We start from the raw sequence: 6,359 nt of genomic DNA on the forward strand, positions 1-6,359 counted from the left end.
AAAAACGCGGCCTTTAGAGGTTTCTCAAGCGCTCGAACGGTGATGGGGCAGGGCCTTCGACCAGGGTTAGATTGTGAACCGAGTTCACCAGTGAAACGTGGGTCAGTGCTTGCGGAAAATTGCCGAGCATCCGGCTAGATACAGGATCGTACTCCTCTGAGAACAGTCCGACGTCATTGGAAAGCAAGGTGAGTCGCTCAAATAGTTCTTCTGCTTCGTCAAGACGTCCTGCCATAACTAGATTGTCTACCAGTAAAAACGAACAGGGCAGGAACAATCCTTCCCCCGGCGGCAATCCATCCACATTTGACTCGCTGCGGTAGCGCATCACCAACCCGCCGGAAACCAATTCCCGCCCGATAGCGTCGACGGTCCCTATCACTCGCGGATCGGTGGACGGCAAAAAGCCGACGAGAGGAATCATCAGCAATGCCGCATCGAGGGCGTCAGCCCCGTAGTACTGGACAAACGCGTTCCGCCGCCGATCGAAACCCTTCTCGCAGACGTCGCGATGGATCCGGTCGCGTAGAGTGCGCCAACGTTCCGCCGGCCCAGAGTAGTAGCCCTCATCGACCAATTTCGCCGCTCGATCGAATGCGACCCAGGCCATGACCTTGGAATGCGTGAAATGTCTCCGTCCTCCGCGGACTTCCCATATTCCCTCGTCGGGCTTATTCCAAACCTTCTCCAGGTGAGCCATCAGAGCCGTCAGCAGATTCCATGTTTCGAGCGAGGCGCCGGCCCCCGTGCGGTGGCCGAGGTAAAACGCACCCATTACTTCGCCAGAGACGTCAAGTTGAAATTGTTCATGAGCGGCATTTCCAATGCGCACGGGCTTGCTTCCTTCATACCCCGGCAGCCACGGAAGCTCTCCCTCAGGAAGCCGACGCTCGCCGGCGAGGCCATACAGAATCTGCAAGTCGTCGGGGTCTCCGGCGACAGTGCGCATAGCCCATTCGCGCCAAGCAAACGCTTCCTCCGTGTAGCCCGCCAGCAATAATGCGTACAGAGTGAGGGTGGCGTCGCGCAACCAGCAAAAGCGGTAGTCCCAGTTGCGCGGTCCGCCGATCCATTCCGGCAACGAAGTTGTCGGAGCGGCGACGATACCCCCAGTGGGACCATATGTGAGTGCCTTGAGTGTGATCAGCGAGCGTAGCGCCAGGTCGCGCCATCGTCCTGTGATCGTGCAGCGCGATGACCACTCTTGCCACCACGCTTCGGTGTCAGCGAGCGTCTGCATTGGATCTCCGACGGGAGGTTCTTGTTCGTGAGATGGGTACCAGATCAGTGTAAAGGGAACGCTCTCCCCCTCGGTGACGGTGAATTCCGCGATTGTCCGTGAGGCCTCGTCGCGCATTGGGACCGATGTTACGAGCTCGAGCGCGTCGGGACCAGCGATGGCGCGAAGTCCGTAACCCCGGTGCGTTATCCAGGGCGCGATGTGCCCATAATCGAAGCGAACGGCTAGATCCATTCGCATCGGCACTGAACCTCTGACACCACGAACGATTCGCACGACAGTGACCGGTTGACGTTGATGTGCGAGCGGCATGAAATCGATGAGCACCGCGGCTCCGCTGTCGGTAACGAATTCGTTTTCCAGAACAAGTGTCGGACCCCGATACCGACGATGGCTAGTCCGGATCCGGTTGCTAGGGCCGATAAGCCACCGTCCGTTCGCAGGAGTTCCAAGAAGCGCAGCGAAGCAGGCGCCGGAATCGAATCGAGGCATGCACAGCCAGTCGATTGAACCAGTGTTTCCTACCAGCGCGGCAGTGCGGGTATTTCCAATCAGTGCATAATCTTCGATTTTCAGGCTCATGTCATTCTAATGAAAGCAGGTAAATTTGAAGGCAAAAAGCGAATTGTAGTCGTTGGAATCAACGCCACGCTCCTTCTGGAATCGACGCCGGGATTTTCTCGGAACACCCACTGCCCGCCCATGCTTGTTCAGAAAGTCGCTCGTAGTCGATGTTGTGGCTGATCGGTCACGAGGCTCTGTGAAGCGGATTTGCCTACATGCGTCCGGCACGGCGCTCGGGTTTGAGCACCCTTTAATTTCCTCTGGGCATCCGCGCGCTAGCTATCGTTGATCGGCTCTGTAACAAAGTCGAGGAAAAAGGGACTCTTGATATCCTGCATCGCCGTGGCTGGTACCCTTACGTCGCCTCAACCGCCCGGCTTATGACGAATGACAGCACGAACATGATGATCCGCCGGTGTGCGCCCGCATTCGGTCAGAGGACGAACTCCGGCGCCGAAGTGCATAACAGATATCCGCCCAGCGCCTTGGCCAACGGATCCGGAGACAGGTACGCATGCGCCATTGCCGCCTGGATGTCTTGAAAGCGCTGTTGGAGCGGGTGGTCCATGAACACCGCACGCACAGTCGACGCGCGGAACAGATCACGGATCGTGCCTGCGACCAATTCACATCCGCGGTTCATGTTCCAGCGCACCTGCGCCTTCAGCCGCATCGGAACCACCGCGCTCGCCTCCGCCATCTGCCACAATTCCGCTATGTCGGCCTCCAGTCGCGTGACTGTCACGTCGATATTCCAGATTGCCTCGGCGAGCCGCCGCTGCATAAGAGCATCGTCGGCCGCCCTTCCCCCCAGGCTCAACTTGCGGTCCCGCGTCTGAGAAATCCAAGTATCAACGAACCCGCGCGCCGCACCCAGCACCGAAGCAACCAGTGCCGTGTTAAAAACGACAGACCAAGGCAACCGATAAAGTGGCCCGCCGTTACGCTCCTGCCCTGGCAACGGCGCGTTCGTAGCGTAATCGATGTGCGACTGAGATCGGTACTCGGGCACGAAAGCGTTTTCGACGATGATATCCTTGCTGCCAGTGCCCTGGAGTCCAGCGACATGCCAGTTGTCATCGATTCGGTATTGATCGCCCAGCAACAGAAAGGACCTGAAGTCGGGCACCGGCTTGCCCATTACGTCGCGGGCCCCGCAAATCGCCCCCAGCATCACGCCGCGGCAGTGATCGCATCCCGACGAGAACGACCATCGGCCGCACAATTTGTACCCGCCCGCGACCTTCTCTGCCTTGCCGGTCGGATTGTATGACGACGAATGCATCGTCTCCGGGTCTTCGCCCCACATCTCGTGTTGCGCTTTCTCGTCGAACAGAGCGAGTTGCCAGGGATGCACCGCGATAACGCCGGCGACCCATCCCGCCGACGGCGACACCCGCGCGACCTCCATGACCGCGTCCACGTACTCTAGGAGCGAAACTTCGCCGCCGCCCCATCGCGCCGGCTGTAACGATCTGACAAAGCCGCCTTCGAGCAACAGTTTCCGTGTGCGATCGCTGAGACGGCGAAGGCGGTTGTCTTCCGCAACGGTCTCGGTAAGTTGCGGGGCGATTCGTTTGGCATTCTCGACCAGGCTCATCATTACTGTACCTCCTGTGGAAAATAACGAAGCTAAAGCGCGGCTCCCTCGGGCCGCATGAGGGCTTCGATCGCGCCGATGCGATCGATTTCGACACGCACCTTGTCGCCTGCCTTGAGCCATCGCGGCGGACTCATCGCCAGCCCGACACCGCCCGGCGTGCCGGTGAAGACTACATCGCCAGGCTCCAACGTCATCGCGCGGCTCAGATGGGCAATCTGATCGTAAACGTTGAAGACCAGGTTCCCGGTATTGGAATTCTGCCTGAGCTCTCCGTTCACCAGGCATCGAATGCCCATCGTATGCGGATCGCCCAGTTCGTCCGCGGTGACGATCCATGGCCCAATCGGAGCATGGGTGTCGAAGGACTTCCCCAGCACCCACTGCGTCGTCTGCAACTGCCAGTCGCGAACGGACACGTCGTTGCCGGCGCAATAGCCAAATACCACCTCGGCGGCATGCTCCTTCGGTACCTGCTTGCAGCGCTTGCCGATGACCACAACCAGTTCCGCTTCGTAGTCGACCTGCGCTGATGCGATCGGCAACTCGATCGGATCGAAGGGTCCGTTGATCGAGGTGACCGCTTTGGTGAACCAGATCTGATGCGTCGGCAACTTCTGACCGGTTTCGCGTATGTGATCGGCGTAGTTGAGCCCGATCGCCATCACCTTGCCCGGCCGCGCGACGGGAGCGAGCAGCCGGGCCTCCGCAAGAGCGATTCCAGGTGCGGAATCTTGGACTACCTGCTGCAGCGGTCCGCGAAGATCGGGCCATCGCATGATCAGCTCGATCATGTTGTCGTCCAGCGCCGGGACTGGTCCGGACAGGTCGACGATGCGGTCGCCCTTGACCGCGCCGATTCTGGCGCCGCTGTTGGTTGAATACCTAACCAGTTTCATTTCAAGACTCCTTATGATCCCATTGTTTGCGGAGGAGGTGGTCCCCATTGGCTGCCTAGCACTTCCTGGATCGTAGCGGTGCGGGAGCCCCAAGCCGCGTCCAGCAGATCGCCGTCGGTCCAATGCTCCAAACTGTGGCCCCAGGGGTCGCGCCAGTAATCGAAGATTTGGCTTCCGAGCAGATGGCGTCCAACGCCCCATTCGTGACGGCGGCCTTTCTGCTCGAGCAAGTCATGGCCGCACATCAAATCGTCGAAATCCGCTACTTCGAAAGCGGCATGATTGAATCCGGGCCTGCCGGTACCCAGCAGAAACAAGGTGTGATGGTCGCTTGGAATCGGTCCTCGGTCACAGCGCAGAAATGCGCCGAGGACTCGCTCCGGAGACCCGAGATTGATTTCGTCTGAGGTTATGAAGCCAAAGCGCGATTTGTACCAGGCTTCCGAGGTGCGGAAGTTCGTCACGTTCAAAACACAGTGACCGAGGCGCTTCACATGGGAAGGCCCCCGGGCGAGGCGCTTGAGCGCGTCGAGCCGCGGCGTCCCGTAAGCGTCGTTGGTAGGTGTCCGCACAGGTGCGGCGATTCGATCGACTGGCGTTCGTCCGGCAATTACTTCGATCTGAAACCCATCAGGGTCGGTGAGCCGAACCACGGACCCCCCTCCAGGAACAACCAATGAAGCGATCGACGCCTTCTCTTCTCGAGCTAGCACTTCGAGGTCTGCTGTCGACGCAACTTCGAATCCGGCGGAGAGGAATCGCGGCTCGCCCCGATGCGCGACGTGAAGAAAGGGGTCGCCGTCGAGGCCACGCATGTAAAGCACGTCCGGGGTCCGTTCGGCGCGAAGCATCCCGAATTCAATTAGAAACGCTTCCATTTCATCCAGATCCGGCGCGCTGAATCTTACGTACGCTATGTCCTGAACCTTGATACCCATTCAGAGCTCCTTTTCGGCTTACGCGAGAATCGACTGGACCGCGTCGCGCGCGATTCGCTCGGCCTCAACCCGCTTGATCCCGAGCCCGTGAATGAGAACGGTGCCGAGTCCCTGCGCGAATTCGCGCACACGCTCGGGTGGGAGGTCGAGGGCGCGATTTACCCCTGTCACGAACACGCCCATCACGTATGCGACGACAACATCCTCCGAAGCCGCGACGATACGGCCTTGTGCCATACCTTCCGCAGCGTCGCGGCGGACTCCCGAGTTGATGGGCGCGGCGGGATCCGTTGCACGCGGGAATAGCCTCATCATCGCAGTCGCTTCCTGCTGGGCGCTAATGCCCAAGCGCAACACGCTACAGAATGCGCGGGCGATCCTTTGCACCGGCTCTCTGACGCCTACGTTTAGGCGCGCAATTTCGTTTTCAATCCGAGCTCGCGTGCGGGAGGCCAGTGCGCGTTCGAGGGCATCCTTGTCGGGGAAGTAGTTGTAGAAAGTTCCCCTGGCCACATCAGCGCCTTCCACTATTTCATCGACGCTCAGTGCATCCATGCTTCGTGAGTGGAGAAGCGCATTCGCTGCGTTCAATAGAGCCTCACGGGTAGCTAGTTTGCGGCGATCGCGCCGGCCGATCTGTGCAGGCGCTTTCTTCGCTCTGCGATCCGGACCGGTTTCTGCGTAGTGCACTTTCTTGGCACTTTTGTACATTCTTGACATGCTCGTCATTTTTAGACATTATCGTCACGAAGTCAAGAGGCCCTCCCCATTGATGCGATTTTCACGCCTCTAGACTTACGGCCTTAACGAAGCCATTGGAGAGGTCGAATCAGATGTCGCACCAAGTCAAGTTTCGCCGGTTCGCTCCGCCCCCAGCGTTCCGGGTGGCCATCGCTGGCGTGGCGGCCGTAGTTTCGGTAGCAGCGCTGAGCTGCAAAAGAGCCGCGGCGCCTGGCGCTCTCCCGCCGATTCCGACGGTGACGGTCGAGGCGGTGGTGCAGAAGGACGTGCCGATCTATGAGGAATCGGTGGGCACCACAGTCGGCTTCGTCAACGCCGACATTCTGCCGAAAGTATCAGGCTATCTGCTTAAGCAGGATTACCAAGACGGCTCCCGC

The 6,359-nt window shown here is 59.4% G+C and carries 6 protein-coding genes; 1 reads left to right on the forward strand and 5 read right to left on the reverse strand.

Annotated features, from left to right (window positions below; genetic code table 11):
• Positions 1-13: 13 nt before the first annotated feature.
• The 5 genes from VGI36_19755 to VGI36_19775 form a co-directional block, all read right to left on the reverse strand.
• Positions 14-1,822, reverse strand: coding sequence for a glycoside hydrolase family 15 protein (locus tag VGI36_19755; GenBank protein HEY2487385.1), 1,809 nt, complete (start codon positions 1,820-1,822; stop codon positions 14-16).
• A 415-nt stretch (positions 1,823-2,237) separates the two neighbouring features.
• Positions 2,238-3,407 carry a hypothetical protein gene (locus tag VGI36_19760; protein ID HEY2487386.1) on the reverse strand — a complete coding sequence of 390 codons (1,170 nt, stop codon included), beginning with the start codon at positions 3,405-3,407 and terminating at the stop codon, positions 2,238-2,240.
• A 29-nt stretch (positions 3,408-3,436) separates the two neighbouring features.
• The gene (locus VGI36_19765; GenBank protein HEY2487387.1) at positions 3,437-4,303 is read right to left on the reverse strand and encodes a fumarylacetoacetate hydrolase family protein; all 867 of its coding nucleotides are present in this window, start codon (positions 4,301-4,303) and stop codon (positions 3,437-3,439) included.
• Between the two features lie 11 nt (positions 4,304-4,314).
• The gene (locus tag VGI36_19770) at positions 4,315-5,241 is read right to left on the reverse strand and encodes a VOC family protein (protein ID HEY2487388.1); all 927 of its coding nucleotides are present in this window, start codon (positions 5,239-5,241) and stop codon (positions 4,315-4,317) included.
• An 18-nt stretch (positions 5,242-5,259) separates the two neighbouring features.
• On the reverse strand, positions 5,260-5,952 hold the full coding sequence (locus VGI36_19775; GenBank protein HEY2487389.1) for a helix-turn-helix domain-containing protein: 693 nt from the start codon (positions 5,950-5,952) through the stop codon (positions 5,260-5,262).
• Between the two features lie 122 nt (positions 5,953-6,074).
• On the opposite strand from VGI36_19775, the gene VGI36_19780 reads away from it, so the two are divergent.
• Positions 6,075-6,359 (forward strand): hypothetical protein (locus tag VGI36_19780; protein ID HEY2487390.1); only part of this gene is annotated, 285 nt, incomplete at its 3' end.

This window comes from Candidatus Binataceae bacterium (assembly GCA_036495685.1).
Classification (GTDB): domain Bacteria; phylum Desulfobacterota; class Binatia; order Binatales; family Binataceae; genus JAFAHS01.